Source organism: Dysgonomonas sp. GY75, assembly GCF_015234155.1.
GTDB lineage: Bacteria > Bacteroidota > Bacteroidia > Bacteroidales > Dysgonomonadaceae > Dysgonomonas > Dysgonomonas gadei.
Genome location: NZ_JADCLQ010000012.1, coordinates 533,089 through 559,587 on the forward strand (window position 1 = coordinate 533,089; position 26,499 = coordinate 559,587).

Consider the following 26,499-nt stretch of genomic DNA (forward strand, 5'->3'; position numbering starts at 1 on the left):
CCTTCATATTTGCCTAATGAGAAAACAGGCCACAGAGTTCCTCATGAATTTACAGAAGAAGAACTATGTAAATTCTTCAAAGCTTGTGATAATATAGAATCTAAATATAAGATTAGGAAATTTGAAAGGATTAGAAGAATTATAGTACCTGTAATCTTCAGACTCCTTTATAGCAGTGGCATAAGAACCTGTGAAGCCAGAGATCTGAGAAGATGTGACGTTAATCTCGAAACAGGAGTAGTAAATATTGTGATCTCCAAAACTTACAGTGAACACATTATAGTCCTACATGATTCTATGCGTGAACTTCTTGTACGATATGATATGGCAATAGAAAACATTATGCCGGATAGAACCGTCTTCTTCCCCAATATCCATGATAAACCTTTTAGCAATCACTGGTTAAATGATAATTTTAATCAAATGTGGTATCGCTGTTGGATTTGAAATTAGATAACCGAAAAATAATGAAAATATATGATTCCGCATTATGTTGTCCCACAGGATTATGCGGTGTGAATATAGACCCTGAACTAATGCGTATTGCCGTAGTGGTGGAAACCTTGAAACGAAAAGGGATTCCCGTAGAACGCTACAACCTCAAAGATAACCCGCAAGTATATATAGATACAAAAGTGGTTAATGAATGTCTGATGAAAGAAACTGCTGATGTCCTGCCCATCATAACGTTGGATGATGAAATAGTATTGACCAAACAATACCCCTCCAACACACAGATAGCCGAATGGCTGAATGTAAAAGAAGAAGAACTTACGGTTAAAAAATAAAACAATATCCCTTTCTTTTTCAATAGCTTAATCTGTTCCATCGGAATAGAAAGGGATGCTATTATCTAAAAAAAACAAATAAATACATTAGAAAAATGAAAAAGTACAATCCCTCAGCAATAGACCTGACAAAGTATATATTCTTTACAGGTAAAGGCGGTGTAGGCAAAACATCCATCGCTTGTGCAACAGCCGTAAACCTTGCCGATAGCGGTAAGAAAGTTTTGCTTATCAGCACCGACCCTGCATCCAATTTGCAGGATGTATTTAATATGGACTTAGATAACAAAGGCACACAGATTAATGAAGTTCCTAACCTGACCGTAGTTAACTTAGACCCTGAACAGGCAGCAGCCGAATACAGAGAATCGGTTATCGCACCGTTCAGGGGCAAACTGCCCGAAAGTGTAATCACGAATATGGAAGAACAGCTTTCTGGTTCATGTACCATAGAAATTGCAGCCTTTAACGAGTTTTCGGACTTTATAACCAATGAGGAAAAACGCAAAGATTTTGACTTCATCATCTTTGACACAGCACCCACAGGGCACACGTTAAGGATGTTGCAATTACCTTCCGCATGGAATACCTTCATAGCAGAGAATACAACAGGTGCATCCTGCTTAGGTCAGCTTTCAGGATTGGAGCAGAAAAAGGAAATATATAAAAATGCAGTTAATACCCTTTCCGACAGCAAGCAAACCACTCTGATATTAGTTAGCCGACCGGATGAAAGCCCTTTGAAAGAAGTAGAACGTTCATCTAATGAATTACTGGATTTGAATATCATATCTCAAAACCTGATTATAAACGGTGTGTTGGAAAATTATGACGAAGACGATACCGTTTCAAAACAGATATACCAACGTCAGCAAAATGCACTGAATAGCCGTTCCGAAGCCTTATTAAAGCTCAATACTTACATTGTTCCGCTTCGCTCCTATAACATGACAGGTATTGACAATATCCGTAATATGCTCAACAGTGACGTACAGGCAGAAACAAAGGTCACAGAAATAGATACGAAAGGTTTCCAGACGATTGATAATATCATTGAAGACCTCTATAATTCAGGCAAACGGGTAATCTTTACGATGGGTAAAGGTGGTGTTGGTAAGACGACTATTGCAGGCAACATCGCAAGAGGTTTAGCCCAAAAAGGGGTAAAAGTACATCTGACGACTACCGATCCTGCTAACCATTTATCTTTCATAGAAACAAAAATAGAAGGTATAACAGTAAGCCATATTGACGAAAAAGCGGTATTGGCAGCTTATCAGAAAAATGTACTGGATAAAGCAAGGGAAACAATGGGCGATGCCGATTTAAGCTATATCGAGGAAGATTTGCGTTCTCCATGTACACAGGAAATAGCCGTTTTCAACTCCTTTGCCGAGATTGTAGCAAAAGCAGATAATGAAGTCGTAGTAATCGACACAGCACCGACAGGACACACGCTGTTACTTCTGGATTCGACACAAAGCTATCACAAGGAAGTGGAGCGTACACAGGGTAATATTACCCCTGCCGTTCAAAACTTACTGCCCCGTCTACGTAATGAAAAAGAAACAGAAGTCGTAATCGTTACCCTGCCCGAAACAACGCCGGTTTTTGAAGCCCAACGCTTGCAGCAGGATTTACAACGTGCAGGCATTAAGAATAATTGGTGGGTAGTAAATTCAAGTTTATTGCTAACTCCTACAAACAGCCCGTTTTTGAAAACAAAGGCACAAAGTGAGATTCAGTGGATTGAGAAAGTAAATGAAATCTCCAATGGTAATTTTGCCGTGATTGAATGGAAAGAGAAAGTGTAGACGTGATTATAATAAGAATATTATGTAACCTTTCTTTTTAATTTATGTTGATTTACTGACATTTGGCTTAGAAAGGTTACATATTCTAAAATGTTACATAAGGGACAGTATGTAAATATTTACATACTGTCCCCGATCTGAATATCAAACGGATTCAGATCAAATTCATGCGTAATATCCGTATCATCCTGTTTACTCTCCATACCGTCTTCAGAGAATATGCAACCCTTCAGAGTAACAGTGGTCGTAGTCCAGTCATCCGAAGCCATTGGGTTAGCAAATGAGACAATCAGGTCGAACTCACCTATATCCATTAACGAACCATAAGTCGAACGTAGCATCTGCTGAGTGGCGTAATCCATCGTTATGGAAGCCGTATAGGAGATATTACCAAAACCTCTCGATATAGGCTTACCACCCATACCGTAGTTACTTTCAATCTTACGCTTTTTATTCCATTTAATACCGGACACCCCTTCCAGCGTTGTACTGCCTTCATCAATGCCTAATGCAGTAGAAGACAGGGTAATCATAGACCATGAGTAAGCCACATTATTTATAACAGGCATAGTTTGTGTTATTTAGCAGTTAGTGATAAGCCTTCTTCAACATATATCTTTACGGCAACCCCGACAGGAACGATGACATAAGCGATTCTTAGCGTATCATTGACCAAAACATTCTGATTCGGATCAATATTCACAGCATAACCGGATATTTCCTGTGCAGCTTGCATCTTAGCCAATATGTCCCCGATCAGCGTCTTGAAAGCGGTTATCTTCGATGCGGCAAGGAACCCTGTGGCCGGATTAACCATTAAAGGAGAGTTCACATAAGGCAATAACGCTTCACGAACAGCCCGCCGCGACTTATTGATAGTCCTGTTCCGGGCAATTGTCCTGAAATCGCCATTGGAGCAGGTCTGGTCTTTGGATATGTAAATACCATTCTCCCTTCCGGCATATTTAATAGGAAAAATATACCCCTTGTCATCCAGATCATCCAATAGCATAGGGGACAGGGATTCATATTGGTTTAAGCTGACAAACTCATCCTCCCCTGTCAGGTTTATATCCCCGAAGCCCAGCTCAATCTCCTGGAACGCATCATCGAACAGGTTGAATTGCTTTACCCAGGCGACCGATTCCTGTACATTAGCCCTTGCGATAGCCCCCATCATAGCCCCCAAGAATCCGACAGGCGTATTATTGGCATTGCGCTTTTGCATCATGGAAACATTCTCTGTCCTGGCTTGTCCGAATATCACACTGACGCGCGAACTGTCGCAAATACAACCCGGTATCTTATTCAGGTTTATTTGTTTGCCTTCGGTGGTATTCGCTCCGGTATTGGATGTATTAGGGCACAGGATCAGCGAAAGCGGCTGGTTTTGTTCCGCAAGGGAAACCGCCTTGTCATTAAGGCCTTTAACCAGGTTCAGGTTATACTTGTCAGCCGTCCCGTTTAATTTCCAGACAGGCTGTTCTGTCCATATCCCAAGCTGGTTTATTATTCCCCCTGATGACCTTTGCATGACCTCAACCGCATCCCAGTTAGCTGAACAATCGGCAAACATGACATACAGCTTCCCATAGCTGTCGACTCCCCCCGACATACGGAAGAACTCTTTGATATGATATGCCGGGATACCGTGCATGAAGTTCCGGTTGTTTTCTTCGTCTTCCTGAATATCCACTCGCTCTATTATTCCGAAGTCTTTTACCGCCGACTTGAAATTGGTTATAAACAGGACATCGTTTATATTAAGTTTCCCCGCGTTGTTCAGCCCGTAACCGGAGGTAAACAGCGCGGGTTGCAGGGAGACATCGAACAGGATTCCCGTCACCTTTTCATTGTTTGCAGAGGTTTGGTTCGGAATATTCCCGTCCACGTCTTTTATAAATACATTGCCTATAGCCATTGCCCGTTTGTGTTATTGCTTGTGAAAAGGATTTTTGTAAAGGATCGCACTGCCCCTGATACCGGCCGGGGTATCCGGCGTAAAGCAGCCGCCGTGCGAATCGATATACAGTGATTCGTACTTCGTATTCTTTTTCAGGATACCGGCTATATGCGGGGGCATTTCGTTTATGTCTTCTATTACCGCTTCTTTTCCCGGCTTGGCCGGTATTCCGGTTTGCACTTCCGGTTCAGGTTTAATACCGCTTTGTGTATCAATTGATTCATCTTTGCCCGGATCTTCCGGATTCGTTATTTTTTTTGCCATTCTGGTTTTGTGATTTAGCTAAAAAGGGGAAACGGGGCATGAAACCTCCACTCCCCCTTTCAAGGCTTGTTGTTTGTGATTAAGGCTCTTTCTTATATGCTGTATGAACGACGATTTCAGCGGGGCGAACGATATTTACGTCCATCTTCATCCTCATCTGGAAGAAGAAGAGCTCCGAGTTTGACTGCAGGCGGTCTATTTTCAGGATTTCCGTATCATTGGCATAGTCAACCCCCATCCATAAGTTACTGTCCATTGAGTTAGAGAATTGCCCAAGTATAATGGTGTGTTCAGGTATGCCAACCAGAGGGATAATCCGTTTCCCCTTGAAACGGTAGCGGTTTAAATCACCATTCTCAGCGTATTTCACCTGCTTATTTGAAATATACTGGTCATAATAATCCCATATATCCCATGAACACAGGAATACCAGGTCTGATTTCTTCCGGATCGTTTTCGGGCATTTCTTCCACATGGTATACATAGCATTCTCTACCTCTTCCCCTGTGTTCAATTCAGTGTTACCCGAAATAATAACCTGGCCTCCTGCAATGGTCTCTGCATCAGTTGCATTTGCGTTGTCGATAACACGTTTGATAAATCCATCGAAGTATTTTTCTTTTCCCCCGCCAATCGAGGTAGCTCCTCCGGGAACGACAATTCCTGAGGCAGCAGAACCGCCTTTGCAGGAAGTCCATATTGCATTTCCTATATACTCGTTTTTCTTCTCTATCAGGAGTCTTAGCATGACAGCCTGTATCTTCGGGTCAAGCTCACGGAAAACCAGATTTCCTTCAGGCTGTGCGAATTTCCAGTATTTCTCGTAATCCCTCGGATTGAATTCCAGATATACCATGAAGTCCTGTGGAATCAGATGACGGGCTGTAAGCTGATATTCATTTTCCCCTTGCGGCCCTTTAGCTCCCAGAGCGCTTGTCGGAACGGGATTGTTATCCTGGATAATATCCCCCAGCTTTATTGCCGGAAGGGTATATTTATATTGGATGCCGCTTTTTATATGGATCAATCCCTCTTTAAAGGTGTCATTGCCCTGGGCCGTATAGGTCAGCAGGTCCTCAAGGACCTCGCCGTTATATCCGTTCTGCAAAAAAGTTACTGTATTTGCCATTTATATAAGCTTGTGTTAAGTGTTTACCTAAGTGTTTTGAATTCGAAGTCCTTTCCGACAACTGCCGACACCTTCTCTGCTACGATCTCTTCGGTAGTTCTTACCGCTTCAGCCGCTTTTTTCGCGTTTTCAGGGTCTGAGGCGATTTCCTTTGATATGACTTCCCTGGCAGGAATAGACGCAAGCGTATTTTGGGCAAGCCCGAAGTTTGATTTTGCCATTTCCACCCATTGCCCTTTGGATTCATTATCGATCTTTCCTTCGGTAACTGCAGTCTCTATCATGCTGTTGATCTTCGCGGTAATTTCGTCTTCCTCTTTCTTTTTGTATTGTTCCAGTGTGGAATTCAAAGTCGCGTTATCCTTTTGCAGGTTCTGTATAGCCGCGTCTTTTCCGGCAATTACCGTTTGAGCATCTGCCAAAGCCTTTTCTTTTTCGCCCAGTTTAGCCTCGACAGACATCAGTCCGGTAATACGGGCAACCACATCCTTTACCTCGAAATTGTCTTTCATTCCAAGTGTAGCTGCAACAGCTGCATATTCGGTTGATTTTTTATTTTCTTCAGTCATATCGGTTTCGTTATTATGTATTTGCTTATGAATAGGGGCAGGTTTGGAAAAGTGTTTATTTTCATTTTCGACGGCGGGCGCTTCAATATTTATAACTTCCATAAGCGCTTGTATTTCAGCTGCACTTTTAATCGCGGCAAGGGCGTTCTTTACTTTTTCACAAAGCTGTTTGGTGGTATGCAAAACATTGCCGGCAGGGATAATACCCTGTTCAACGGCAGACCGGGCATCGAAGAAAGTGCCGTCCTTGCCTTCCGCTCCATCCATAATAGCTGCGACCTGTTCCTTTTTTAAGCCGAACCGTTTTCTGTAAATGGTTGTGATTTGTTTACGGAAAGCTTCCACCATGTCTGATTCTTCACTGCCCTCAGACGGCAGGAACGGATTATGTATCATTAGGATAGAATAGTCCCGCATCAGGGATTTATTCCCCGCCGCCCATATGATAGAGGACATCGACGCAGCCATTCCTTCGATTATACATTCTGTCGGTATGGTAGAGTTCTGGATAGTGGAATAAATACTCATCCCATGGAGTACGGAGCCCCCTTCGGAGTTTATTAGTACACGAATAAGCGAGGGGCGTACATATGTCTCTAAATAATCAAATTCGTTATTAAAACATAAAGCCGACTCTTCTGTAATCTTCCCGAAGAAACGTATCGTTGCCACTTCTCCGGCCTTAGCTTCACCAATTACATTTTTTAAGTCTTTAATATCCATTGAAAACTATTTTTCAAAGAATAGCATCAATGGATATTTTATGTTTTAAATCTCATTCAGATAACTCTGTTTCAGGATTTTATTCCTCAGGAAGAGAGGGGATACCTGTTACTCCATTGAAATTGGAAGATTCGTCATAAACCGGAGTTTTATGATTACCATGTCCCTCTGTGTCTTGTTTAGGTGCATCTGTATGATTGGTGAAGGGCGGCATAACAAGGTACCGTTCTACCCAGTCTTTGTATTTCCATGCCGAAGACTCACGGAACCAGACTTCATAGTCGATCCAGTAAGCCTGTAACATATTTGTTGTAAGCGGCATATCAAAATAGATGAGATTACATCGTTCATTCAATGCAGGCTCCCTGTTCTTCGCGTCCTGGATAGCTACATTCAGGCGTTGGAAAATAAAGAATGCATCGCACTCCCTTTCCGGGTCCCGGTTATTCAGGGTATTTAGTATAAACCTGACCCGCATAGTAGCGCGGCCTTCACCGATACGCTGCTGTTGTACCAGATACCGTACATTTATGAAATGGATAAAGACGGCAGGAAAAACAATCTCCCCTTCTATATTTTCATCCCTGAGGATACGGTTGAACTGTCCGGTGTCGATAGCGATGGTTTTAAAATAGGGTTCACTATGGATATCTTCTTCATTTTCTTTAAGTGTGAGAATTACTCTTTTTACAGCCTTGTACATCTCAACAAACGGGTTCTCACTCACTTGTTCAGGAACAGAGACCGCCCTTTGGATTTTCTTTTCCTCTATTTCAGGCTTATTTGGCTTTTTATCTTTAATCATTTGGAAATCCTCTGAATAGTAAGTAGATGTATTGCTGAACTTCGTAATCGAGCCTTAAGCTATGCCCCATGAACTGTCTTTGGACAGGCTTTTCGGATGAATATTGGTTTACCGTAAAATTGTGATATTTAGGGTCGGAGTTATGGATGGCTGCATAGTTGGTATATTTCCCTTTTTTTCGTCCTCTTTTTCCTTTTTCCGGACTGCTGTATTCACCTGTATTTATGTAATATTTTGCTCCGCGCCTGTTTATTTTGTGGGTACGGTTATGAGAAAAGCCTTTTAATTTAACCTCTTTTTCATATCCTGTGATATTATCCCTTAGCTTATGGGTATCAAATAATGTCGGATGGGTAAATCGTTTTCCCCAACGGGACTGGCGGGGCGTCCATTTCGTTCCGCTCCCATAGAACCCTCCATAACTGAACGACCGGCGGAAAAACCGCTTTGAAACTGTACCGGCCATTATCGTAAAGTCCAACACGTTCTTTTCAAAGCGGCTTGCCATACTTCTTTCCAGCCTGGCGGATTTTACCCATTGCCTGCAAAATATTTCCAGTGTGATCTTAGTCATATTACACCCAGTTTTCGTTTTATCCGGTATACAATATCTTTAGCATATTCCGGAAGCTCACCCCTGAAGTAAGGATGCTCTAATGAGAAGATCCGTCCTCCTTTAGCCAGGCTTTCTTTAAATACCGGATTTGTTTCTTTAATCATTGCTTTTTTCTTATCTGCCGATCCATAAACCGACCCGAAGCCATTTGTTATCAGGTAACAGCGGCATCCGAATTCTATCGGGGGAATCAGCTCCGGAGGAAAATTATTTTTAGGGAATGACAACCCTTCATAGGATAAATGCCATGCCCGTACCCGTTCATCCCCCTGTGTCATAAAAGTCACCAGGCATTCCTCCGGCACTCCTATCCACCAGAAAGCTATATTTACCGCATGCAGCACATCTTCGTTTTCCTGTGTGGCATATTTCAAATTATACTTCTTACATATTGGCTGATATACGCTTAAATTTTTCCTATCCGGAATTTCCGGCAGTTCGCTTATCATCCGTATTTCTTCAGCGGCAGCAAATTCAATCAGGTTGTCAAATGCGGCAAGTAGCAGCTCTCTTTTGCGTTTATCCCTTTCGGTCAGGGAGTGTCCCTTATTTTTCAACAGGTTTACAGCTTCGTCGAAATCCAGCTTCAAGCCAAATACTACCCTTTCAATCAGGAATGAAGTTCTTAATATGATTAAGTCTTCAATAGCCCTGATCCTGTCTTCGCTGTTTTCGTAATTCTCTAATAGCTTTTCAAATACGGCAAGAAGTTTTTTATATTCTTCTTGTGATTGCTTTTTATTCGATTCAGATAATTGGCTGACAATATTGTCTGCAGCTAAATTTTTAGTAACGGGGGGCGGGATTTCGCTGCCTAATCCGTCCCCCTCAGAAAATTTTCAACCTTGCTCCTCCTGGGATGTCCGTAGCGTTTATAGTATTCCTGATCAGACATAATGTGCCTGTCATTAGAGCTTTCTCCGGAAGACATACCCGCACTATCCATTGCTTCCATAGTCATAACATTGAGTTGTTTTCCAACGATAATCCCGAATTCCTTTTCTATTTCATCGGCTGCGACTTCGTATTTGTCTGTTATGAGCCCGTACAACTTTATCCGGTCTTCGTTATTCATTTCTATCCGGTTGGAATATTTAAACTCCAACCCATTTTCTATGTAGCCAAAGGATATTAACCGGGGTACAATCTCCTCATTCATTATATTTTCGATATACCGGCGATATACTTCTATACGCTCCCTGAATATATCCTGATGGGCTTTTGTGCTTCCCACATAAGATTGCATACCTCCCGCCATGGATTCCGAACCCAGTATCATATTGGAAACTTCACTGTTAACCACTTCTATAAGGCTGGTATATATTTTCTCGGAATTGGACATCGTAAAAGTCTTGATGTCTATTTCATCTTCGAGTCCGGTAACTATGACCTTGTTTTGGGCGGCATTCGCTATTTCTCCTGCAAGTTTCTTTCTGTCGCTGTTGCTTTCACTGACAGTCTTTCCATGTATAATGGGCTGTCCGTATGTATGGCTGAAATTGACATAGTTGGCAATTGTAAATTTCTTGGCCAGTATCAACGGAGTAGTAGCCGAAAACAAGCCTATATCCCCGGTGTTGATCAGGATATAGTTCTTGTGGTATTGCGGGTTATCCAGGTTCCAGTTCGGTAGCCATAAGCCCTGGCGCTTGACGACAGTGCGCTGGTCGGGCAATACATTCCTTCGTTCGATGATATTGACTTCTGCCAGTTTTCCTGTTTTAGGGTTGATGCGCGGTAATATCTCCAGTAAGGTATATCCATACAGCTTGGCTTCGACAATTCCACGTATGATTTTATCGAATTGAGACCCTTGTATCCTTTGTGTGGCAGCTATATCCTTTATGTACTTGCCTTTATCATTTATTCGTGCCAGCATATAGCGGTCTCCCAGTATCTGGCTCAGTAATGTTTCTATTACGGCCCGGATATGAGCATCTTGCTGGAGGCAGGCCTCGTACAAATCTATCAACCGGGAGCGGTCATCCAGAATAGTGCCCAGTAATACATCCTGTTTGATGGTTTTGTAGGAATTATGCCTTTCGATTTCCCTGACATATTCCTGTATAGTTTTCTTGCTTGTGCGAAAAATGCTGTGTAATAATTCCGGATTTATCGTTCCTTCCGGCTGTTTCTTATCCATCCCTGTTTTTTCCTAAAGAATAGGGCAACGGACAAAATAAGGTTCAATCCTGTGACTTTGATTCTGAAAAGACAGCCGCAGGCTGCATATATTCTTTTTGTTTCTTTTTCTTTTTAAAGAAAAAGATAATTATATCATCTTATATCTTTATCTTATATATATTATATATACATCCTTTATTTCGGGGTGACTCTTACCCTGTTTTCAGGGAGACCTGGAATTCATACCCGTTAATGACCGTAAAATTTTCCCGTCAGGAAAAATTCATCCGGTCACCTGAAAAATAAATCTTACTTCTGCTACCATGTTTTAAAACGTTCAATTTTACAGCATGCACCTTTATAGTTAAAATGTATAAATTTTATATTATTATATATTGAAAATAAAATAATATTATTTATAGTTTTATCAGTTTATAATTTTATAGTATTATTTTATAAATAGCTATTATTCAATATATAAAAAATATTTTTCTGTTAATAAAATCATTTTTACACATATTTTTTACTAAATAAATAAATTATATTTGCAGATATTTATCTGTTAAAACATAATTGAAATGAAAAGTAAAAAATGTTCTCCCTGTACCGAGGGCCGGTACAGGGAATTCCCCGACCTGCTGTTCGGCCTGTCCGAAGACAACAGGACTTATTTTGACGCCGGACGGTTTATTTCAAAGTACGGGGATACGCAAAAGCACAATGTCCGGGAATTCGATATAGGTTTTTACCATTGGAAAACAGCCGTCTCGAAATGCTACGGCATTCCCTTCGAAGACCTTATTATCCGGGAGGAAGGCTCCGGCCGGATATTGATACATGAGTCCCTCGATCTCCTGTTTATGGCCTATGTCGACTCCGGATTCGGTATTTATTTACTGGAAAAGCTGTCCGAGATGCTGATAAACGGGATCGTGTTCTCCGATAATTACCTGATGATGCTGGTTTGCGGCAGGTTTTCAAAAGAAGATATCATTCATATCATAAACAGGGATGAGAAGGAGCGTCTATAATGAACCGAAGCAGGTACTGATGTTCAACGCCTCGGGAAGGCTGATCGCCATTGTCCGTTCCCTGCAAAGCGCCGCTGAGCTGGCCGGATCGAGCCCGATGTGCGTTTCATATTGCTGCACGGGAAAAAGCATCGCCTCCAACGGGTACTATTTCCGGTATATACACCCCGAAGTGGAAGTCAGCGCGAACGAAGACCTGGGTGTCCTGAAGATAGGAGAGTATGACAGCCTGTGCGGGGAAAAACGTGAATACCATACAAAAGGGTACATGAACAATATGAGGCAAAAAGCGGCCGGAATAAAAAAGGTTTTAAAAACAAATAACATTGATAACCAATAGAATAACAGTTTAAAATCAAAGAAGATATGAAACCAGTTAACGAAACAATCCCGTTCCGGGATACCAGCCTGCATATTATACCGGATGAAGACGGTGCTGTCACAAGAGTAAGCCTGCATGACTTATGCCGGATTCTGAAAAGAAAAGAGCTGATCGATAACCGGGAAGCGATAAAGCTCTGCCCTTCCAGCCAGCGCTTCCCCGTATATACAAACGGAAAGCTGTTCTGGTTTATAAGCATTTCAGACATATACGTCCTGTTGCGCCATGTCAGGAAAGAGAACAGGATGATAGCCAAAGTCTGTGACGAGTTGGAAAAATGGGTGGGCACATTGCCTGTGGGAAGAAACAATCCGGGAGTAAAGCTTCCCCTGGATAAGAAAATAAAGGAATCCCCCGATAAAAAGATAAGTAAAAGTACTGATGCGCAAACTGTCGATTATGAGGAAATGACGGATGACGGCAGGCCGGAGAATGCGGACGGCGCAGATCGCACGGATTGTTTAAACTTCGACAGGAGCACTCCTTTTTTCGAATACAGAGGAAAGATATACCGCAATGCTACGGAAATGGCGGGCAAGTACGGCAAGAATCCCAGGGAGTGGCTGCTGCTGGCGGAAACACAGCGTTTCAGGCAATCCCTTGTGGATGAGAAGAAATCAGAAAGCCTGGAAAGCCAGATTATTACAAAGAGGGGCGGGCAAGGCGTAACTTTCCTCGAGAATATCCTCGCCCTCGAATTTGCCCGGTGGCTCGATCCGAAATTCGCGATAAAGGGCAATGAAGTGATGGACCGGCTGGGAACTTATAAATTCGTTGTTGCCGGTGATGATCCGGGAGACAAAAATAAGGAAGTAAATCCGCAGAATAATGGTAAGGATGAAGTGATGCCTGCATCCGCGTCACGGTATCCGGTTCCCAAAACCTTCAGCGAGGCTTTATTGCTTGCCGCCAAGCTCCAGCAGCAAATGGAGGAAGACAAGCCGAAAGTTGAATTTTACAATAACCTGGTTGAACGCAGGGATACTTTCAAGAGTACATTTATAGCTATGGAACTGGATATATCTGTTATCCATCTCCATAAGTTTTTAGTCGACGAGCGTATCTGCAAATTCGAAAAGAACCAGTATATCGTCTATCCCTCCCATAATGCGTTGCAATGTGACCACCCTTATTACTGGACGAACAAAAACGGAAAAACCTATGCTTATTCCAAAGCCAGGAGATGGACCAGGGCCGGACGGGAATTCATCATCGAATTATACAGGGAGAAACACCCCCAAAATATAATGATTATAGAATAAGAATAAAAGATATGACTTTGAACAGGATAATAAACAGAACCGGAAGAAGGGAAACCGAATGCAATTGTGAATTATGCCAAAGGCAATGTAAAATCCCGTGCCTGGGCACTCCGGACGATATACTCAAACTTCTGGAAGCCGGATACCGGGACAAGCTCTCCTTCTCCCAATGGATGGTCGGCGTTATGCTGGGTAAATTCCCCTTGCCTGTACCGATGGTGCAGGCTTGCCGGACAGAAGAGGGATGCGTGTTCTTCAAGGACGGCCTTTGCGAACTGCATGCCTTAGGGCTTAAACCGGCCGAAGGGAAGCTCTCCCACCATAGTACCAGGCTCGACAACTTCATCTTCGAGTCATCGATCAGCTGGAATGTGGCCAGGGAGTGGTTGGATATGTGCAATTATAAAAAGGTTATAAGGATATTCTTTCTGATGGATATGCTGAAATAATACCGGACAATCACGAGTTGGTCATGTTCCAGCCGCTTTTGCCGGCAGCGGCATGCCTAAACATTACGGTTCCGCCCAACCTATTTTTAGATGGTATTAATTTATATAAATCTAAAAAAACAGACAATGGAACTAAAACAGCGGATGACCTTCGAAGAAATGGCCATGCATTTGAAAGAACATTCTTTTAAGCTGCCAAGCAGGGTAACTGTCGGCAAACACGCGAAAGAGCTGGGATATAAAGTCTACAAGCCCATGATTAAGGGTAAAATACACTTTTTCTATGTAAAAGTTTTATTAAGGTAATGGAAATAAATAAGTCCGCAGCGAATAAAGAAGATAAAAAAAGGACTCTTCCGTTTGTGAAGTACTATACCGGACTGTCATATATGTTCAGTCCGGCGGAAACCCGGTTTATACTGCATATGGTCGATATAGAATATAAAAAACAACGCGGGCGTTACACGGACTGGAACCGGGCTGGATATATGAAGATAATGGGGCTGACGGAATATGCCTTCGACAAATGCGCCGGCAGGCTGATCCGTTTAGGGTTGTTATCCAAGACAAACAACGCGAAAGGGAATAAAGTGCGGTACTCATTCGATATGGAGCTGTACGGGATATTGGTTCATATGCTGAACGCCACATGCGACATCGGCAGGCTGGGTGATTTCTGTAAAAAGAATTTTATTGACCGTACCAGGCCGATAAGGAGCATTACCGGGGAAGAGATCGAGGAGTTGAAAAATTTTCCGGCTGGGATGTGATCTATCCTTGAGGAATTGTAAGTAGATGCTAAGTTTGTAAGGCCATATCAAATTTATGATGTGGCCTTTATTTTTGGATTTTACGATAGCCGGGTCTCCCTGAAAACAGGGTAAGAGTCACCCCGAAATAAAGGATGTATATATAATATATATAAGATAAAGATATAAGATGATATAATTATCTTTTTCTTTAAAAAGAAAAAGAAACAAAAAGAATATATACAGCCTGCGGCTGTTTTTTTAATAAGGAATCTTATTCATTATCCGGATCCGGACCATGAAGGTTCCCTTTGAACCGGATCAGCTGGGATTTCCTGTTGGAGTCCAATAATTCAAGGATTTCCTGCACATCATCCAGCGTCCTGAAATAATTCCCCCTGTTGAACCTTAATAAGTCTTTCGGCTTATAGCGGTCCTCCGTCTTAATGATCTTCCAGGTATCGTTTATATAATAATATTTTTCATTCTTGCCGGCCCTTAAGTACAAAGGCTCGATCCGTTTCAGGTAGCCGTTGTATTTCCGGTTAACGGCTTTCAGCTCTTTGGCGAACAGGTCCCTGTCCTTCAGGTTCATCGGCTCAAACTGGAATTCATCTTCTTTTCCGATGACTTCATACAGGGAAAACCGGACCGGCTTATTCTTCATCTTGACACAGTAGAAAACCACATCGCCGTTTCCGTTTATTTCCCGGAATACCCCGGAGCCCAGCTCGGTGCCCAGGCGGGAAATCCGGTAGTAGATATTATCCTGTAATCCGGCCCTTTTGGTTATTCCCTTCCAGATACTCCAGGCGATACCATTCTCAGCGAAAACCCGCTGGAACTTTATCAGTTCCTCCTTTTTAGGGGACCTGTACCCGCACACTGGGACTGTTACAGGAAGCGGGTTCAGCTTTTCCCCATCGTAGGATATACTGAAATTGAAACCCTCAAAGTCCAGCTTATTGAAAATACCGGTTAATCCCGTTTCTAAAATGACAACTTCCCCTTCGTCCGGGACTTTAGCGTTATACCAGTCGATAAAAGATTCATAGTCGATAACCGGATACATCGGATTACGGGAGAATTTCGCCCGGGTATTGTTCCGCTTCAGAAACAGTTTAATGTCCGATTCCGTCTTTTCATCTTTGCATCTAACTCTGGCCAAAAAATCCGATACCTGCTGCTTATTTTTCATTTTCTACTTCGTTTAAATGCTTATTTCATAATATAAGGTAAACAAATATAATTATTTTAGAAATAAAATTTTAGTATCGCTTATTTTTTACGATAAAAAAAAGAATGCTGTAAAACATACAAAAAAGTACGTAAAATCCCAGATGACAGATTTATATATATTTTACTGTAAAGTATTTTAGCTCCGGATTTATGGAAAAAACTTTTACTGGAGCAAATATTCTTAATTAAAAAAAATACAAGCAAGACCAGAGTAATACAGGCAATATCCGGCTCGATTCCGGAAAAGTTTTTACAGCAAATTTTATATTAAAAAGTTCAGTATTTGTGCTCTATATTTTAAGGAATATTCCGCCGTTTTATTTTAGATGAACCGGGTGTAGATAAGCTAAATTAATATAAGTCCGGACTTGGAAATTTCCCCGGAGCACAAATACAGAATCCGCACCGGGGGCTATACCCACCCTCTTTTTTTATTTTATGCTGTCGTTTTGATATACTATTGAATATTAATACTTTACAATCTTCACTTTGTATAAAAGTGAAAGTGAAAACCGCAAAAACAGCTTAAAGTTCAGCTTTGACTATCATTTTGAAAGCATTTTTTGTATCAGTTCATTTATTTCTAATTTATTCAATTTGTAACTATCTGATATTGAAATTTTAGTAAAAAATATGTGTAAAATCATTTTGATATATACATATATTCACATCTTTTTTGTTTTTTATGAAAATCAAAAATTTTTCATTTTTCCTTCAATTGATTATAAATTATTGAATATCAAACTTATATACTTGCGTACACGCGCGATTATTCCTTTTAAAAAACCGACCTCAAAAAAATGTTTTGCAAAAAAAAGTTACTGAAATGTTTTGCAGTTTAAAAACTTGTTTCTATTATACCACCATAAGCAACCGACACAAAACAAGTCGAAAGCAAACAAAAAAAAGAAACAGTAATTAAAAACTAAAAATTTGAATTAAGAACGGATTAAAACAAAAGAGCCTCTTTTAAGAGAGAAACAAAAAAGCCTTTTTGTGCGAAAGCAAGCCTTTTGAGCTTTGGAAAATCAAAAATTCGCCTGTGCGTTTTGGAACGCTTAAAGACGGTGTTAAATAACCACACCCCGCAGGACTGCAAACCAATGTAGCAAATTGGAACGGAGAAAGTACGTGTACTTTGTATCCGAGTGTGAAAAACGTTAAAATTTTGGGAGTTTTTCCACTGAACAGGAAGTGTTAAAATAAGTCCATAATTGCGCCCAGTGCGCGCGGAGATAAAAAACACCTTGCGATAAAAACACATCGCACGAGGGACGGAGATAAACGCGTATGCCATTGCTATGCTTAGGTACTCTCCTCGGCTAACCGCCTAAATGCCACCGCCAAACGTTAACTGCCCTATTGGAAAAGATAGGGGACGTGCCGAAGGTATGCCTAAATTGTGTCCTAACAGTTCGCATACTAACAACCCAGTGAAATTGGAGTAAGCTGGGTTTGCACGAAATATATCAGAGTAATGCAAATATAGTACGTTTTAGTTACAAGGCAAAAAAATGTAGAAAAATTGCACGTTGTCCGGCGAAAGGTAACGTGCAGTTTTTGTTTAGGGCTTGCAACACACGGTAGTTGCCTTTTCCCTCTTAGCCGAGCTGAAATGCGGGGTTCGAATCCCCGGTGCCCGCAATATGCGCTTTTGCATAGTAATTTTAATTTAAAACATTATGGCAACTTCTAAATTAAACGCAGTTCAGTTTGCTGCACTTGGCAGTAGTTTTAAAGGTATTATCTTAGTTTACACCGCTGTGAACGGCGCGCAAACCGCGCAGCATTTCTTTGGCGCCGATTATGAAATCAAAGGCGGATTGAAAGGCAAGGCGATTGAGGATGAAAAATTCCGCATGTGGAAAAACGTTGTGATGACATTCTGGTCGGTAAAAGCCGAAGAGTCGAGACTGCGTGAGGATAATGACGGCATCCGCTCAAAATTACGTGCCGCAACTCCGTCTTCCATCATTTTCCATGACGACAAGGGGAACAGGGTAACATCTTACCAACTCGACCAGTCGGTATGGGCGAAAATCGGGCTTGTACCGACCAAAAAGGACTTTGAACGTACGGCACGTGACTACAAAAAGGCAATCCACGCCGCTACAAAAGCGAGCTTCGATGCGCTTGGCTTCCGTGTCGATCTGAATGCGAAAGTTATAAACACAGTGGATGAAGTACTGGACAAGGTAGCGCAGGAAGTGAAGGCGGAAGGAACTGTTCCCGCCGGCAAGCAACTCGAAAAAGCCGCTGCCTGAACTTCAGAAAACAACAAATTGGATGAAGCGTACCCGTAAAAACAGGGTGCGCTTTTTATATTTGCAAAAAAGATTTTTTCCGAGAGATATGCAGGGATACCAATACTATAAATCTTAAAAGATATAAAAAGTATTGCATTATTACCAAAAATTGGTAACTTTGTCTAAAATGCAAAGAAAATGAGAAAGAATACATCTGTATCGCTGGGTAGTTACTTTGACCGGTTTGTTGAAAGCAGTATCTCTCAAGGGCGCTACAAAAATGCCAGTGAAGTAATCCGTGCAGGACTACGGCTTTTGGAGGAAGAGGAAGAACGTCTGTCTGCTCTCAAAGCGGCTATTCGCAAGGGGGTTGACAGTGGTGTCGCCAAAGGTTTCGATCCGGTCAGGCATCTCGAATCGCTAAAAAAGGCTAAAGGATAATATGGCAAAGTTGCGCTTTACCAATAAAGCCGTCGAAGACCTGTCGGGTATCTGGAGTTATACACTTGATACCTGGTCTGAGAAGCAAGCTGATATTTACTATAATATGCTGATTGAACTCTGTTATGATATAGCGAAGAATCCAGCTCTTGGTAAAAGTTACGATGTTGTAGCAGAAGGACTCTATGGCATGATTGCCGGAAAGCATATAATTTTCTACCGGAATATATCTGACAAACTGATAGAGATAGTCAGGATATTACACGGAAGTATGGATTTAAGAAACAGAATAAGGGATTAACGTTACAAATACTAATTTATATCTACAATACAGGCATGGAACATTGTTCTGTGCCTTTTTTATATCCGGATGCTGATATCGAAACTGTACGGGGATTTTTTCTGCAATACTTCAATTTTACCAATATGTAACCAATGAAAAGCATACCCGAACGTGGGATTATAGGGATATTATGCTATGAAACGGCGCTGTATATGGTCTGTAAGCGCCCTATAAGTTCAGATTGTCCCCATTGGATTATACAAAGTGCAGGCAAACCTCTCCTGCACTTTGTATTATTGGCTGTGAAGCTGCAAAACGGAGCCTGTGAATCCATAAAAAGCAAAAATAGTGGTCATGCGGACGGGTAAATGCAAAAACTGATGCAAAAGGGATGGATAGTCCCTGAAAGAAAGAGGTTGTGTTATTTTCACCATAAATAAACATCTTTTTTTCAAATACCTATTCCTTATAAAAACACCTTCTTATAGCAAGTTCTGGGGAGATAATTAGAACGAGCCGTTACTGAATTAGCGGCAAACCGGGTGGCAGCAACCTTACTGAAATGTCCTGCGCTGTATTACAAACCGACAACAGGCAACACCATGAAGCGAAAGCGAAAAGTAAGGTCGATAAGTATTGGTGGGGATCGAGTGTGCTGAACTCTGAAAATAATTGGAAGCAGAATATATGATATCTGCTCCAAGTTATAAAATTTTTATTTATAAATGCTTTATAGCTTATAGGGATACTATATTTATATATAAGCTTTTATTTGTTTTTTAATCCGCTATTATTAATCATGGTGGAGAAAGGTTTGCTATACAGGTTATTAACAATCTTGTGAATAAAAACAGGTAAAAATGTAAGTTAGCCTGCCGGGATTTCATTAATTTTGTAATAACCTGGATTGTGAATCGTAATTGTTAATATAACGGAAGAGGCAAAAAAGATGGAGAAGAGTTCGAACGCATTGAAAACGGAGGCATTGGTAAAAACGGTTTTTGAGTTGTTAAAAGGATATTGCTGGCTAACGGACTTTGAAATGAAGCGGGATACCGGCAAATACGGATACAGCAATCCGGTAGCGACGACATTCCCTACAGCGACGGACGGGATCGCCTTTTTAGGGCAGTTCGAGGAATTGGAAGACTTAGACCTTCACCATAGCCGCTTTACCTGCTTTGCAAACGCGACAATGTTTGAAATAAACCTGAAAATCAAAAAATAAGCCTTTAAAGACCAATATAATATAGATCAGGCACGGAGCATATTCCGTGCCTTTTTTATATCCGGACGCTAATATTGAAACTATGCCGGGATTGTACCCCGGATTGTCCACACTGCAAGTATTTTTTCTCCGGATTACCGCAAGTGTCGCGAGACACATTTTCCCAAAAATATCGACAGTGGGACATAATACAAAAAGAATACGGAGAGTATGCCTGAATGTATTGTGTTCCGCTGTTACACAATATTTTGGAAGAATGCATTGCGGAAAACGAAGCCGGAATAAAACAAACCGGTACCGCTTTATCCTATTTTTTTAAAACCGGTACGGTATGCAACAATATAACCGATAAATATAAAAACGTGAGAGCCACACATAAAAACGGGCGCCAGTCAAAATGGAAGAAACATGTATCACCACCTGTGTCATAGCCGGTAACCGGACCGACATTAAATTCCTGCACAAAAGCCTTCTGAAATTTGTGCAAACCGGGAAAACAACCCTAAGGCATGTTGCGGCGGTATGTTGTCCCCACTGGCCGGATTATAAGACGGAAGGAAATTTCTCCGGCCTGTCGATGGATAATCCACGGCAAATCACCTTTACCATGGAAACCATATCCCAGCCTGAACCCGGCCTATGGTTCGAAGTTTGCCGGAAATACCGGAGCGCCGTATGCTATTATTATTCCGCCGTATCCGGCAGCGGCCGTTACAAAACCAACGACCGGTCGGGCAAATACTTTCCGCAACGCTATCTGGTCGTAGACGGGAAAGGAACGGCAAAGGCTATGGTTTCACAGCATGAGCTCTATAAATACACAGCTTCGGTTATACCTCTATCCGGTACATTCGATAATCTCGAGGCATTCGGCAAAGCGGTATCCGCACACTCCGGGCATATCGGCATCTATGATATCATCGTAGTCGATAACCGGGACAAATGCCTTACCCGGAGCCAATACCTTATCGGACAATATCTCAGATAAAAGATAAAATCATATAAAATGTGAGGGCCACACATAAAACGGGCGGTAACGATATGAGAGTAGAAATAACAATGATCAACGGCAAGGATGCCGGGTTTAACCTTGTAGCCGAAGATGAAGGTGACAAGATATTGCTGCAACGGGTCCGGAACCTGCACTTTCTCGCTGATAAAAAAGCAAAGAAGATAGAATACGACGGGGTAACGCTTGATAAAAATACCAATATCTCGCGCGTCATCTTCCTGCAACGCCGTTTCGCATCCCTGCCGGACCATGACAGGGCCAAGCGGGAAATCTATAAGGCAATTATGCGGAAAGGAGTGCCGGCATGAATAATACGGTAAAAAAGAATCAGGGGCAAAGCGTCAACCGGCTATATGCTTCGGGTAGCTATGCCCAGATACACTCACTGATAGCCGAAGTGTTCAAGAACCTAATGGATAAAGTCTATATTTCCCGGCATGATGATGTCAATGAAGTGTGCCATCTCGAATTATCTTTCCTTTCCGGTGGAGGCTTTCCCTATAATCAATTTGTACAGATTATAGGGAATACCGGTCATAACCACGGCCTTTATATCCGTGTAACGACTGATGAAGCAGATTGTCCGGAAAACAAACAGCATATCTTCCGGAACGGCAAATGGGACTTTGAAGAAAAGAAATCCGGCATACGGATTCACAATATTACCCAAAGCACCATATACACAACCGGTGCGTATATGGTACCTTTCAGTTATACGGACAAAGAGGGTAAAACCTGTTTTGCATGGATGGTTACAGGATTTGAAAGCGACACCTATCGTGACGGGGAACTGCTGAATATAACAGACTCCGCCGGTTTCCTTGACGGGCTTACACCTCCTGCCGATGATGAAGAACGCAAGACGGAATATATCATCCGGTCCCTGCAGTCATCCGGGTTGCAACGAATCGAACTTGGATTATATAAAACAATGCTGAAAGATGTACCGAGTTCCGTATATGTACGCCGGTTGGACGACATATCCTATGCCGGGCATATCACGCAAATAGAATCCACGCTCGATGAATACCTGCTCGATAGCCCGCATTTCAGCCAGACATTGCGTGAGATACTTGTGGATACATTCGGGCGAGATAGGCGGGATATATTCCTGACGGATGAAAATGCGCTCGTCATAGGCTGTTGCCGTGCTAATATCTGGAAAATACAGGAACATCCACATAAATATATTCCATCCGAATCGTCCAAACAAGAAAATATACTGCCGCCAAAGCAAAGGATACAACAATGCTTTTGAACTATGGAACAATCAATCTTGAATTTGATGAGAAATTTGCCACAGCAAGTGGGTACATTACAGGTGTAGCAACCGAAGGTTTCGATTACTCTCATGGCGTAGTTGGTTATTATGAAGACCTGGACGATGATATTCTCGAAGACCTTGCTGCTGCCGTCGAAATGCAGATAGAAACCAACCAAAAACAATTCGATAAATCACAAGATATATAAATAACCTCAAATTAAAATCATTATGTCAAATATCTGTATCAACACCATAAATGCAGAAGGTACGCCTTCTCAAATAGAAGAATTCATAGAAAAAATCAGTCAGAAATTTGGGGATTACCTCGATATCAATGACAATTTTGAAAACAGGGATAAAGCATACCTCAATCTCACTCTTAGTTGTCCCATTCGGATGCCGCTGAAAGAACTGAAAGAAATTACCGACTCCTTATCTGCCAAAGAAAACCTTTATATAAGAGTTATCGCAGAAGAACCCGGCGAAGAATACTTTGCACAGGCAATATTCAAGTTCGGTACATGGGATTTCGAGTGCATGCCTTCTATCAATGCGCAGATACACGCCCTTACTACTCAGGGAATCGAACAGATTAAAAAGCACATCCGGGAAAAAGGTAATATCGACTTCGGCGAAGACTGCACATGGTGTGCCCTTTATGTAAATGATGATGGCGATGGAGAATTAGGGCACTTATGCCGTCTCGAACTCGAAGAGAACGGCAAACTCTCCTTACTTCTCGATAATGACTATTGGCTCTACGAAGATGACCTCACCACTACCCACATTATGGATATACTTTCATTATTACACGAAGAAGATGCAAAAGAGAAATAGGTATCTCCACAGTCTTTGGTGTAAGCATCATCATATTCAGAAGCAAGCAAAAGAAGCAATCGAAGAAATCCGCAGCTATCTCCGCGAGTATGGTAATATTTCCGAAATAGAAGGCGATGAGAATATTTTTGGACTCTATCTGGATGAACAGGACTACGGTGTTGCGTCCCCTTACAGCCAGATAGAGTTATTCCCAACAAGCGAAATTGTTATCACACTTTTTGATGAACATACTATCTACGAAGAAGACTTTACACCAAACCACATCAACGATTTAATAACTATTATTCAGGAAAAATATGGAAAATACAGTAAGTAAAGGCAATATCTCCCGCCAGTTCCGCCGTAAAAATCCCGATGGCTCGTTCACACGAGGATATGGTATCTGGGAAGATATGGCAGACCGTAACGACTGGAATTTTGTCTGTCAGTTTCTACCTAATTATGAGCGAAGGGATGATGTTATGACCTCCGATGACCTGGCTTGCGTGATTGGTAAAGAAAAATCTCTGGAATGGCTTTACAAAAATTATTCGGAATGGGACGGTTTATCAATCGGTGAATTGGAGAAAATCCGTGCTCAATGGGATTACGAACTCTTTCAGGAAGCAGAGGGATACCTCACCGCAGCCATCCAGTGTGGCGAAATAGACGTGCGGGAGTTTCCTGTAACAATTGTTTCCGCCCGTATTGAAGCAGATAATGATAACGATTGTGTAATTCTCCAATGTGCAGATATTAACTCACATAAATTCGGTGAAGAATTTTCAGTACCGTCCCGCGAATTACAGAATGTAATATCCCGCGAATTACCCGACTATAACCCGGACATCAGTGACGAATGGCAGATACAAATTTTTTACGAATCAAAAACTTCGGGAGAATCATATTGGTGCAATGCTATGAATATAGACTTTGAATAAGAAACATGCAAAAACATCCGAAAATGAATAAGAATATAGAGCAGGCAAAAGAACAGGTAATAGCTTATTACAGAGATTTTATCGACAAATGTATTGATGTGCATGGAATCGATCTGCATACAATTATCAGTGATTGTGTCACCGCCGGCTATAATCACACCCAAGGCTGTAAAGCGATTGATGAGAGGAAGGATAAATTTCGTTGTACTCTCTGCCATTCCACTGATGTAAAGATGAAAATGTGGGACAATCCAAACAATCGGGGGCAATACTTTGAGCCGTCTGACGACGACGATGACCGTCAAAACTGCTATTGTAATCGTTGTGAAACCCATGTTGCACTTGAACCCATTCCAAAAGATGCAACCGAACAAGAAGACAAAGAAGTCTGGTATTGTGAAGAATGCGGATCACAAGATGTTGAAATCAAATCATGGACACTACCCAATGATGGTAACAAGATCGTTGGTGGCGACCTCGACCGCAACGACTGCTGGTGCAATAACTGCGAAGAACACACCAAGATCGAAATCATTGCCAAATCCAAATATCCAGAGATTTTAGAAGAAATTCAGAAATGTAACAACTTGGAAACAGAAAACAATGGATAAAATACAACTCGCAGTCGTTATGGCTACAATCAGCGACAAGGTTAGCGAGCAACTCACTTTGTCCGAAAATGAAAGATTCAACATACTCGCTGTCACCGACGAAGTCTATAACAACAAATTCATCTGGGAAATCGGTTTGCACGGCAGCAGGATTTATTTTGTCGACAACTATGTCCATCTGCATCAGCTGGTCCGGCAAAAAGATAAAAACAGGATGTACGGCAGAATCTTCTACTACATGTGGGACGGTCAGTTGCTTTACCCATGCTTCGAGTCAACCATAGACAAGTTGCTCATCAAAGAAATGGAGAAGTACAACCTTTTCAACGAAATGATTGATTTAGTCCATAAACACCTTGGACATTCCGTACAAGACTATCCCTATGACGATATACAGTAGGTAATTGACACCAAAGCGGATGCACCTTTTGTCTGGCTTGTGGGCAGGAATACGACATACCTGTGCCCGATGGACGATGTTGAAAGGCTAAAGCTATTAATTGAAAAACTCGATGCGGTTGCCGATGAACGCCATTCTCATAAGCGTTACAGATGCTATGTTTTTGGTGGAGAAGTATTGCGGTTTGTTTCTCCTGCAAGCGTCCGGAGTGATGCGGAAAATCTGATTAAAGAACTAACCTCGAATTAAAGCAAGCGGCTATGAAACCAATCCGGCTTTCCATTCTTATGCAGAAAATTGTCCGCCAGTTGGTATGCAAAGAGAACCAGTCCCATTTCAGCAACAGTATATTACCATTGTTGTTGCCTACGTGCGGACAGGTGCGTTTCATCTGGCAGATAAACAATCAGGGTACATGGCTCTATTTGTACGATACGGCAGATTGGGAACAAACCCTGCTCGATCGTATTGCGGAATACCACGCTCAGGATGTCAGCAACATCTATTACCTCTACGACAGGCAAAAGCTTCTTCCCGTTTTCGAGAACGATGTCCGCCATATAGCGCAAAAGCGTATCGAAGCAAGGCAAAAGAAATCTATTAAAGCAGAATGTAATGATAGCGGCAGTTGAAAGAAAAATAAGCCTTTTGTCATCCGATTATGATATCAATATAATTGTCGAAGAGTCTGATGGAAGATACGAAATCTCTCACGGCGATACAATCCTCATTTACGACCTCTCCATTGTCGAAACCCTTGCCTACCTGCGTGGAATACACTATGCCGTCAAGCATCTGTGTAACAAAGAACAACCCAATAACCCCCAGCCCATGAAAAAGAAGACAAAAGATAAGATATATGTTGTTTCCATCTACATGAAATACGCCCATGAAGTTAAAGTGAAAGCTTCAAACAAATGGGTTGCCAAGGCAGTAGCTTTTGCAAGGTTTATCAAAAAACTCAAACTGAAAGATTTTACGATCTATGTTGACGAAATATAAATTGATCATTCTAAAAAATATGCTATGTCAAAACAGGAAATCCACCTGATTGCAGAAAGCCTGTCAAATGCAGGTTTCAATACCTCTAAAGAAGAGTTCCTTCAATAAATGCGCCTGATGCACCGCACTTCGCAACAGATGTTTGCAGGGCTTGTGCTGGCTTGGATGCAGGACTATGCCACCTATCCCGTTGATGACCGTAATAAATGTAGTGTGGCGTATATCACTAGGCTACTCGAAACCTTTGCGGAAAAATATCCCGAAGAACCTCTCCGTAACCGGTTTCCTCTCATTTAAACATATTATAAATAATCATAAGGCGTAGACTATTGGAGTTTACGCCTT

37 protein-coding genes are annotated in these 26,499 nt (G+C 41.7%); 27 read left to right on the forward strand and 10 right to left on the reverse strand.

What is annotated here, in order from left to right; genetic code table 11:
- From IR083_RS07520 to arsA, 3 genes are all read left to right on the forward strand, one after another.
- Positions 1-447, forward strand: a 447-nt coding sequence (locus tag IR083_RS07520) for a tyrosine-type recombinase/integrase (protein ID WP_194223815.1), incomplete at its 5' end; no start/stop codon positions are given.
- A gap of 20 nt (positions 448-467) precedes the next feature.
- Positions 468-788, forward strand: a complete 321-nt coding sequence (arsD, locus tag IR083_RS07525; protein WP_194223816.1) for an arsenite efflux transporter metallochaperone ArsD — start codon at positions 468-470, stop codon at positions 786-788.
- Between the two features lie 95 nt (positions 789-883).
- The gene (arsA, locus tag IR083_RS07530) at positions 884-2,602 is read left to right on the forward strand and encodes an arsenical pump-driving ATPase (RefSeq protein WP_194223817.1); all 1,719 of its coding nucleotides are present in this window, start codon (positions 884-886) and stop codon (positions 2,600-2,602) included.
- A 119-nt stretch (positions 2,603-2,721) separates the two neighbouring features.
- On the opposite strand, the gene IR083_RS07535 is transcribed toward arsA, so the two are convergent.
- From IR083_RS07535 to IR083_RS07575, 9 genes are all read right to left on the reverse strand, one after another.
- Entirely contained in the window at positions 2,722-3,171 is a 450-nt protein-coding gene (locus tag IR083_RS07535; protein WP_194223818.1) for a hypothetical protein, read from the reverse strand.
- Between the two features lie 8 nt (positions 3,172-3,179).
- The gene (locus tag IR083_RS07540; protein ID WP_194223819.1) at positions 3,180-4,523 is read right to left on the reverse strand and encodes a DUF2586 family protein; all 1,344 of its coding nucleotides are present in this window, start codon (positions 4,521-4,523) and stop codon (positions 3,180-3,182) included.
- Positions 4,524-4,535: 12 nt separating this feature from the next.
- A complete protein-coding gene (locus IR083_RS07545) occupies positions 4,536-4,829 on the reverse strand; it encodes a hypothetical protein (protein ID WP_194223820.1) in 294 nt (97 codons plus the stop codon).
- Between the two features lie 79 nt (positions 4,830-4,908).
- Complete coding sequence (locus IR083_RS07550; RefSeq protein WP_194223821.1) at positions 4,909-5,958, reverse strand: hypothetical protein; 1,050 nt, start codon at positions 5,956-5,958, stop codon at positions 4,909-4,911.
- 23 nt (positions 5,959-5,981) lie between these two features.
- Positions 5,982-7,250, reverse strand: a complete 1,269-nt coding sequence (locus IR083_RS07555) for a Clp protease ClpP (protein ID WP_194223822.1) — start codon at positions 7,248-7,250, stop codon at positions 5,982-5,984.
- A 79-nt stretch (positions 7,251-7,329) separates the two neighbouring features.
- Entirely contained in the window at positions 7,330-8,055 is a 726-nt protein-coding gene (locus tag IR083_RS07560; RefSeq protein ID WP_194223823.1) for a hypothetical protein, read from the reverse strand.
- Positions 8,048-8,629: a hypothetical protein gene (locus tag IR083_RS07565; RefSeq protein ID WP_194223824.1), complete on the reverse strand. Its 582-nt coding sequence runs from the start codon at positions 8,627-8,629 to the stop codon at positions 8,048-8,050. Before IR083_RS07565 ends, IR083_RS07560 begins: the two co-directional genes overlap by 8 nt.
- Complete coding sequence (locus IR083_RS07570) at positions 8,626-9,261, reverse strand: hypothetical protein (RefSeq protein WP_199343199.1); 636 nt, start codon at positions 9,259-9,261, stop codon at positions 8,626-8,628. Before IR083_RS07570 ends, IR083_RS07565 begins: the two co-directional genes overlap by 4 nt.
- Before the next feature lie 224 nt (positions 9,262-9,485).
- Entirely contained in the window at positions 9,486-10,814 is a 1,329-nt protein-coding gene (locus IR083_RS07575; RefSeq protein ID WP_194223825.1) for a DUF935 family protein, read from the reverse strand.
- A gap of 559 nt (positions 10,815-11,373) precedes the next feature.
- Between IR083_RS07575 and IR083_RS07580 the strand changes: the two genes are divergently transcribed.
- From IR083_RS07580 to IR083_RS07605, 6 genes are all read left to right on the forward strand, one after another.
- Complete coding sequence (locus IR083_RS07580) at positions 11,374-11,826, forward strand: hypothetical protein (protein ID WP_194223826.1); 453 nt, start codon at positions 11,374-11,376, stop codon at positions 11,824-11,826.
- The gene (locus IR083_RS07585; RefSeq protein ID WP_194223827.1) at positions 11,807-12,166 is read left to right on the forward strand and encodes a hypothetical protein; all 360 of its coding nucleotides are present in this window, start codon (positions 11,807-11,809) and stop codon (positions 12,164-12,166) included. Before IR083_RS07580 ends, IR083_RS07585 begins: the two co-directional genes overlap by 20 nt.
- A 26-nt stretch (positions 12,167-12,192) precedes the next feature.
- Positions 12,193-13,470, forward strand: a complete 1,278-nt coding sequence (locus IR083_RS07590) for a phage antirepressor KilAC domain-containing protein (RefSeq protein WP_194223828.1) — start codon at positions 12,193-12,195, stop codon at positions 13,468-13,470.
- Between the two features lie 11 nt (positions 13,471-13,481).
- A complete protein-coding gene (locus IR083_RS07595) occupies positions 13,482-13,919 on the forward strand; it encodes a hypothetical protein (RefSeq protein ID WP_194223829.1) in 438 nt (145 codons plus the stop codon).
- A gap of 126 nt (positions 13,920-14,045) precedes the next feature.
- Positions 14,046-14,225 (forward strand): hypothetical protein, encoded by a 180-nt coding sequence (locus IR083_RS07600; protein WP_194223830.1) that lies wholly within the window; start codon positions 14,046-14,048, stop codon positions 14,223-14,225.
- Positions 14,225-14,689, forward strand: coding sequence for a hypothetical protein (locus tag IR083_RS07605; protein ID WP_194223831.1), 465 nt, complete (start codon positions 14,225-14,227; stop codon positions 14,687-14,689). The genes IR083_RS07600 and IR083_RS07605 overlap by 1 nt, the downstream gene beginning before the upstream one ends.
- Before the next feature lie 253 nt (positions 14,690-14,942).
- Here IR083_RS07605 and IR083_RS07610 read toward each other — a convergent pair whose 3' ends face one another.
- Positions 14,943-15,866, reverse strand: a complete 924-nt coding sequence (locus IR083_RS07610; RefSeq protein ID WP_194223832.1) for a hypothetical protein — start codon at positions 15,864-15,866, stop codon at positions 14,943-14,945.
- Between the two features lie 1,900 nt (positions 15,867-17,766).
- Between IR083_RS07610 and IR083_RS07615 the strand changes: the two genes are divergently transcribed.
- The 18 genes from IR083_RS07615 (at position 17,767) to IR083_RS07700 (ending at position 26,451) form a co-directional block, all read left to right on the forward strand.
- Entirely contained in the window at positions 17,767-18,171 is a 405-nt protein-coding gene (locus IR083_RS07615; RefSeq protein WP_206759854.1) for a hypothetical protein, read from the forward strand.
- Between the two features lie 180 nt (positions 18,172-18,351).
- A complete protein-coding gene (locus tag IR083_RS07620) occupies positions 18,352-18,594 on the forward strand; it encodes a type II toxin-antitoxin system ParD family antitoxin (RefSeq protein WP_194223834.1) in 243 nt (80 codons plus the stop codon).
- A 1-nt stretch (position 18,595) separates the two neighbouring features.
- Positions 18,596-18,895 carry a type II toxin-antitoxin system RelE/ParE family toxin gene (locus IR083_RS07625; RefSeq protein WP_194223835.1) on the forward strand — a complete coding sequence of 100 codons (300 nt, stop codon included), beginning with the start codon at positions 18,596-18,598 and terminating at the stop codon, positions 18,893-18,895.
- A gap of 134 nt (positions 18,896-19,029) precedes the next feature.
- Positions 19,030-19,245 (forward strand): hypothetical protein, encoded by a 216-nt coding sequence (locus tag IR083_RS07630; RefSeq protein ID WP_194223836.1) that lies wholly within the window; start codon positions 19,030-19,032, stop codon positions 19,243-19,245.
- Between the two features lie 581 nt (positions 19,246-19,826).
- The gene (locus IR083_RS07635) at positions 19,827-20,105 is read left to right on the forward strand and encodes a hypothetical protein (protein WP_194223837.1); all 279 of its coding nucleotides are present in this window, start codon (positions 19,827-19,829) and stop codon (positions 20,103-20,105) included.
- A 397-nt stretch (positions 20,106-20,502) separates the two neighbouring features.
- Positions 20,503-21,093: a hypothetical protein gene (locus IR083_RS07640; RefSeq protein ID WP_194223838.1), complete on the forward strand. Its 591-nt coding sequence runs from the start codon at positions 20,503-20,505 to the stop codon at positions 21,091-21,093.
- A 53-nt stretch (positions 21,094-21,146) separates the two neighbouring features.
- Entirely contained in the window at positions 21,147-21,425 is a 279-nt protein-coding gene (locus IR083_RS07645) for a hypothetical protein (RefSeq protein WP_194223839.1), read from the forward strand.
- On the forward strand, positions 21,422-22,375 hold the full coding sequence (locus tag IR083_RS07650) for a hypothetical protein (protein ID WP_194223840.1): 954 nt from the start codon (positions 21,422-21,424) through the stop codon (positions 22,373-22,375). The genes IR083_RS07645 and IR083_RS07650 overlap by 4 nt, the downstream gene beginning before the upstream one ends.
- On the forward strand, positions 22,366-22,587 hold the full coding sequence (locus tag IR083_RS07655) for a hypothetical protein (protein ID WP_194223841.1): 222 nt from the start codon (positions 22,366-22,368) through the stop codon (positions 22,585-22,587). Before IR083_RS07650 ends, IR083_RS07655 begins: the two co-directional genes overlap by 10 nt.
- 22 nt (positions 22,588-22,609) lie before the next feature.
- Positions 22,610-23,218: a hypothetical protein gene (locus IR083_RS07660; RefSeq protein WP_194223842.1), complete on the forward strand. Its 609-nt coding sequence runs from the start codon at positions 22,610-22,612 to the stop codon at positions 23,216-23,218.
- On the forward strand, positions 23,202-23,537 hold the full coding sequence (locus tag IR083_RS07665) for a hypothetical protein (RefSeq protein ID WP_194223843.1): 336 nt from the start codon (positions 23,202-23,204) through the stop codon (positions 23,535-23,537). Before IR083_RS07660 ends, IR083_RS07665 begins: the two co-directional genes overlap by 17 nt.
- On the forward strand, positions 23,518-24,141 hold the full coding sequence (locus IR083_RS07670; protein WP_194223844.1) for a hypothetical protein: 624 nt from the start codon (positions 23,518-23,520) through the stop codon (positions 24,139-24,141). Before IR083_RS07665 ends, IR083_RS07670 begins: the two co-directional genes overlap by 20 nt.
- Before the next feature lie 23 nt (positions 24,142-24,164).
- On the forward strand, positions 24,165-24,752 hold the full coding sequence (locus IR083_RS07675) for a hypothetical protein (RefSeq protein WP_206759855.1): 588 nt from the start codon (positions 24,165-24,167) through the stop codon (positions 24,750-24,752).
- The gene (locus tag IR083_RS07680; RefSeq protein ID WP_194223846.1) at positions 24,745-25,152 is read left to right on the forward strand and encodes a hypothetical protein; all 408 of its coding nucleotides are present in this window, start codon (positions 24,745-24,747) and stop codon (positions 25,150-25,152) included. The genes IR083_RS07675 and IR083_RS07680 overlap by 8 nt, the downstream gene beginning before the upstream one ends.
- A 39-nt stretch (positions 25,153-25,191) precedes the next feature.
- Positions 25,192-25,401: a hypothetical protein gene (locus IR083_RS07685; RefSeq protein ID WP_194223847.1), complete on the forward strand. Its 210-nt coding sequence runs from the start codon at positions 25,192-25,194 to the stop codon at positions 25,399-25,401.
- Positions 25,402-25,412: 11 nt separating this feature from the next.
- Positions 25,413-25,784 carry a hypothetical protein gene (locus tag IR083_RS07690; protein ID WP_194223848.1) on the forward strand — a complete coding sequence of 124 codons (372 nt, stop codon included), beginning with the start codon at positions 25,413-25,415 and terminating at the stop codon, positions 25,782-25,784.
- Positions 25,768-26,154, forward strand: coding sequence for a hypothetical protein (locus IR083_RS07695; RefSeq protein ID WP_194223849.1), 387 nt, complete (start codon positions 25,768-25,770; stop codon positions 26,152-26,154). The genes IR083_RS07690 and IR083_RS07695 overlap by 17 nt, the downstream gene beginning before the upstream one ends.
- 117 nt (positions 26,155-26,271) lie before the next feature.
- Positions 26,272-26,451 (forward strand): hypothetical protein, encoded by a 180-nt coding sequence (locus IR083_RS07700; RefSeq protein ID WP_194223850.1) that lies wholly within the window; start codon positions 26,272-26,274, stop codon positions 26,449-26,451.
- Positions 26,452-26,499: the final 48 nt, after the last annotated feature.

What these genes read in the sequence shown, in the direction of transcription:
- IR083_RS07695 (WP_194223849.1), top strand. Translation starts at nt 25,768, where the DNA reads ATGATAGCGGCAGTTGAAAGAAAAATAAGCCTTTTGTCATCCGATTAT.
- IR083_RS07650 (WP_194223840.1), top strand. Translation starts at nt 21,422, where the DNA reads ATGAATAATACGGTAAAAAAGAATCAGGGGCAAAGCGTCAACCGGCTA.
- IR083_RS07690 (WP_194223848.1), top strand. Translation starts at nt 25,413, where the DNA reads ATGAAACCAATCCGGCTTTCCATTCTTATGCAGAAAATTGTCCGCCAG.
- IR083_RS07600 (WP_194223830.1), top strand. Translation starts at nt 14,046, where the DNA reads ATGGAACTAAAACAGCGGATGACCTTCGAAGAAATGGCCATGCATTTG.
- IR083_RS07655 (WP_194223841.1), top strand. Translation starts at nt 22,366, where the DNA reads ATGCTTTTGAACTATGGAACAATCAATCTTGAATTTGATGAGAAATTT.
- IR083_RS07645 (WP_194223839.1), top strand. Translation starts at nt 21,147, where the DNA reads ATGAGAGTAGAAATAACAATGATCAACGGCAAGGATGCCGGGTTTAAC.
- IR083_RS07635 (WP_194223837.1), top strand. Translation starts at nt 19,827, where the DNA reads ATGGAGAAGAGTTCGAACGCATTGAAAACGGAGGCATTGGTAAAAACG.
- arsD (WP_194223816.1), top strand. Translation starts at nt 468, where the DNA reads ATGAAAATATATGATTCCGCATTATGTTGTCCCACAGGATTATGCGGT.
- IR083_RS07540 (WP_194223819.1), bottom strand. Translation starts at nt 4,523, where the DNA reads ATGGCTATAGGCAATGTATTTATAAAAGACGTGGACGGGAATATTCCG.
- IR083_RS07680 (WP_194223846.1), top strand. Translation starts at nt 24,745, where the DNA reads ATGGATAAAATACAACTCGCAGTCGTTATGGCTACAATCAGCGACAAG.
- IR083_RS07620 (WP_194223834.1), top strand. Translation starts at nt 18,352, where the DNA reads ATGAGAAAGAATACATCTGTATCGCTGGGTAGTTACTTTGACCGGTTT.
- IR083_RS07545 (WP_194223820.1), bottom strand. Translation starts at nt 4,829, where the DNA reads ATGGCAAAAAAAATAACGAATCCGGAAGATCCGGGCAAAGATGAATCA.
- IR083_RS07590 (WP_194223828.1), top strand. Translation starts at nt 12,193, where the DNA reads ATGAAACCAGTTAACGAAACAATCCCGTTCCGGGATACCAGCCTGCAT.
- IR083_RS07660 (WP_194223842.1), top strand. Translation starts at nt 22,610, where the DNA reads ATGTCAAATATCTGTATCAACACCATAAATGCAGAAGGTACGCCTTCT.
- IR083_RS07535 (WP_194223818.1), bottom strand. Translation starts at nt 3,171, where the DNA reads ATGCCTGTTATAAATAATGTGGCTTACTCATGGTCTATGATTACCCTG.
- IR083_RS07665 (WP_194223843.1), top strand. Translation starts at nt 23,202, where the DNA reads ATGCAAAAGAGAAATAGGTATCTCCACAGTCTTTGGTGTAAGCATCAT.
- IR083_RS07560 (WP_194223823.1), bottom strand. Translation starts at nt 8,055, where the DNA reads ATGATTAAAGATAAAAAGCCAAATAAGCCTGAAATAGAGGAAAAGAAA.
- IR083_RS07630 (WP_194223836.1), top strand. Translation starts at nt 19,030, where the DNA reads ATGAAAAGCATACCCGAACGTGGGATTATAGGGATATTATGCTATGAA.
- arsA (WP_194223817.1), top strand. Translation starts at nt 884, where the DNA reads ATGAAAAAGTACAATCCCTCAGCAATAGACCTGACAAAGTATATATTC.
- IR083_RS07670 (WP_194223844.1), top strand. Translation starts at nt 23,518, where the DNA reads ATGGAAAATACAGTAAGTAAAGGCAATATCTCCCGCCAGTTCCGCCGT.
- IR083_RS07625 (WP_194223835.1), top strand. Translation starts at nt 18,596, where the DNA reads ATGGCAAAGTTGCGCTTTACCAATAAAGCCGTCGAAGACCTGTCGGGT.
- IR083_RS07615 (WP_206759854.1), top strand. Translation starts at nt 17,767, where the DNA reads ATGTGGAAAAACGTTGTGATGACATTCTGGTCGGTAAAAGCCGAAGAG.
- IR083_RS07605 (WP_194223831.1), top strand. Translation starts at nt 14,225, where the DNA reads ATGGAAATAAATAAGTCCGCAGCGAATAAAGAAGATAAAAAAAGGACT.
- IR083_RS07550 (WP_194223821.1), bottom strand. Translation starts at nt 5,958, where the DNA reads ATGGCAAATACAGTAACTTTTTTGCAGAACGGATATAACGGCGAGGTC.
- IR083_RS07610 (WP_194223832.1), bottom strand. Translation starts at nt 15,866, where the DNA reads ATGAAAAATAAGCAGCAGGTATCGGATTTTTTGGCCAGAGTTAGATGC.
- IR083_RS07555 (WP_194223822.1), bottom strand. Translation starts at nt 7,250, where the DNA reads ATGGATATTAAAGACTTAAAAAATGTAATTGGTGAAGCTAAGGCCGGA.
- IR083_RS07675 (WP_206759855.1), top strand. Translation starts at nt 24,165, where the DNA reads ATGAATAAGAATATAGAGCAGGCAAAAGAACAGGTAATAGCTTATTAC.
- IR083_RS07575 (WP_194223825.1), bottom strand. Translation starts at nt 10,814, where the DNA reads ATGGATAAGAAACAGCCGGAAGGAACGATAAATCCGGAATTATTACAC.
- IR083_RS07595 (WP_194223829.1), top strand. Translation starts at nt 13,482, where the DNA reads ATGACTTTGAACAGGATAATAAACAGAACCGGAAGAAGGGAAACCGAA.
- IR083_RS07700 (WP_194223850.1), top strand. Translation starts at nt 26,272, where the DNA reads ATGCACCGCACTTCGCAACAGATGTTTGCAGGGCTTGTGCTGGCTTGG.
- IR083_RS07640 (WP_194223838.1), top strand. Translation starts at nt 20,503, where the DNA reads ATGGAAGAAACATGTATCACCACCTGTGTCATAGCCGGTAACCGGACC.
- IR083_RS07585 (WP_194223827.1), top strand. Translation starts at nt 11,807, where the DNA reads ATGAGAAGGAGCGTCTATAATGAACCGAAGCAGGTACTGATGTTCAAC.
- IR083_RS07580 (WP_194223826.1), top strand. Translation starts at nt 11,374, where the DNA reads ATGAAAAGTAAAAAATGTTCTCCCTGTACCGAGGGCCGGTACAGGGAA.
- IR083_RS07565 (WP_194223824.1), bottom strand. Translation starts at nt 8,629, where the DNA reads ATGACTAAGATCACACTGGAAATATTTTGCAGGCAATGGGTAAAATCC.